Raw genomic sequence first — 1,469 nt, 5'->3', positions numbered from 1 at the left:
TCAGAGGTGGAAGCGTGGCGACATGTGTAGCTGACTGATACTAATCGATCGAGGACTTAACCAAACTTTTAAAAGCGTAAGCTTTACTCAGCAAACTGTTATCTAGTTTTGAAAGAATAAATCTTTCAAAATAAGTATTGCTTTCTTTATAGAATAGTGTATAATGTAATATGTCTGGTGGCGATAGCGAAGAGGTCACACCCGTTCCCATACCGAACACGGAAGTTAAGCTCTTTAGCGCCAATGGTAGTTGGGACTTTGTCCCTGTGAGAGTAGGACGTTGCCAGGCTGTTATATCNTAATATGTCTGGTGGCGATAGCGAAGAGGTCACACCCGTTCCCATACCGAACACGGAAGTTAAGCTCTTTAGCGCCAATGGTAGTTGGGACTTTGTCCCTGTGAGAGTAGGACGTTGCCAGGCTGTTATATCGGAGGATTAGCTCAGCTGGGAGAGCACCTGCCTTACAAGCAGGGGGTCGGCGGTTCGATCCCGTCATCCTCCACCATCGACTATTTAAGTCAGAGATTGCACGCCGGTGTAGCTCAATTGGTAGAGCAACTGACTTGTAATCAGTAGGTTGGGGGTTCAAGTCCTCTTGCCGGCACCATTTTTTTCGAGCCATTAGCTCAGTTGGTAGAGCATCTGACTTTTAATCAGAGGGTCGAAGGTTCGAGTCCTTCATGGCTCACCATTTATATTCACACGCGGGTGTGGCGGAATTGGCAGACGCGCTAGACTTAGGATCTAGTGTCTTACGACGTGGGGGTTCAAGTCCCTTCACCCGCATCTTTCATTAATTTCATATATGCGCGGAAGTAGTTCAGTGGTAGAACACCACCTTGCCAAGGTGGGGGTCGCGAGTTCGAACCTCGTCTTCCGCTCCACGTATATAAGTCCTGCCGGGGTGGTGGAATTGGCAGACACACAGGACTTAAAATCCTGCGGTAGGTGACTACCGTGCCGGTTCAAGTCCGGCCCTCGGCACCATTTTAATAAGCGCCCGTAGCTCAATTGGATAGAGCGTTTGACTACGGATCAAAAGGTTAGGGGTTCGACTCCTCTCGGGCGCGCCATAAACGGGAAGTAGCTCAGCTTGGTAGAGCACTTGGTTTGGGACCAAGGGGTCGCAGGTTCGAATCCTGTCTTCCCGACCATTTATGGGGCCTTAGCTCAGCTGGGAGAGCGCCTGCCTTGCACGCAGGAGGTCAGCGGTTCGATCCCGCTAGGCTCCACCAATTAAATTAAATAATTGTAACGAATAATATGGCGGTGTAGCTCAGCTGGCTAGAGCGTACGGTTCATACCCGTGAGGTCGTGGGTTCGACTCCCTCCGCCGCTACCATATAAGTTACATTTGTTATAAATATACGGAGGAATACCCAAGTCCGGCTGAAGGGATCGGTCTTGAAAACCGACAGGGGTGTTAAAGCCCGCGGGGGTTCGAATCCCTCTTCCTCCGCCATTTAT

At 49.9% G+C, this 1,469-nt stretch carries 11 tRNA genes and 2 rRNA genes; all 13 read left to right on the top strand.

The window, feature by feature from the left end:
* The first annotated feature begins 173 nt into the window (after positions 1 to 173).
* A 5S ribosomal RNA gene (rrf, locus tag ACOZIR_RS28315) occupies positions 174 to 289 on the top strand.
* 17 nt (positions 290 to 306) lie between these two features.
* Positions 307 to 422 (top strand): 5S ribosomal RNA (gene rrf / locus ACOZIR_RS28310).
* Positions 423 to 431: 9 nt separating this feature from the next.
* Positions 432 to 507, top strand: a tRNA-Val gene (locus tag ACOZIR_RS28305).
* A gap of 26 nt (positions 508 to 533) precedes the next feature.
* A tRNA-Thr gene (locus ACOZIR_RS28300) sits at positions 534 to 609 on the top strand.
* 8 nt (positions 610 to 617) lie between these two features.
* Positions 618 to 693, top strand: a tRNA-Lys gene (locus ACOZIR_RS28295).
* Between the two features lie 13 nt (positions 694 to 706).
* Positions 707 to 788, top strand: a tRNA-Leu gene (locus ACOZIR_RS28290).
* A gap of 23 nt (positions 789 to 811) precedes the next feature.
* Positions 812 to 886: transfer RNA gene (locus ACOZIR_RS28285), tRNA-Gly, on the top strand.
* Between the two features lie 14 nt (positions 887 to 900).
* A tRNA-Leu gene (locus ACOZIR_RS28280) sits at positions 901 to 989 on the top strand.
* A gap of 9 nt (positions 990 to 998) precedes the next feature.
* Positions 999 to 1,075: transfer RNA gene (locus ACOZIR_RS28275), tRNA-Arg, on the top strand.
* 4 nt (positions 1,076 to 1,079) lie between these two features.
* Positions 1,080 to 1,156: transfer RNA gene (locus ACOZIR_RS28270), tRNA-Pro, on the top strand.
* Between the two features lie 5 nt (positions 1,157 to 1,161).
* Positions 1,162 to 1,237, top strand: a tRNA-Ala gene (locus ACOZIR_RS28265).
* Positions 1,238 to 1,267: 30 nt separating this feature from the next.
* Positions 1,268 to 1,344: transfer RNA gene (locus ACOZIR_RS28260), tRNA-Met, on the top strand.
* 27 nt (positions 1,345 to 1,371) lie between these two features.
* Positions 1,372 to 1,464: transfer RNA gene (locus ACOZIR_RS28255), tRNA-Ser, on the top strand.
* Positions 1,465 to 1,469: the final 5 nt, after the last annotated feature.

Origin of the sequence: Priestia sp. D3YE.R1, assembly GCF_049199565.1 — a bacterium.
In the GTDB taxonomy this organism is placed as follows: domain Bacteria; phylum Bacillota; class Bacilli; order Bacillales; family Bacillaceae_H; genus Priestia; species Priestia aryabhattai.
This window is presented reverse-complemented; position numbering and strand designations above follow the sequence as displayed.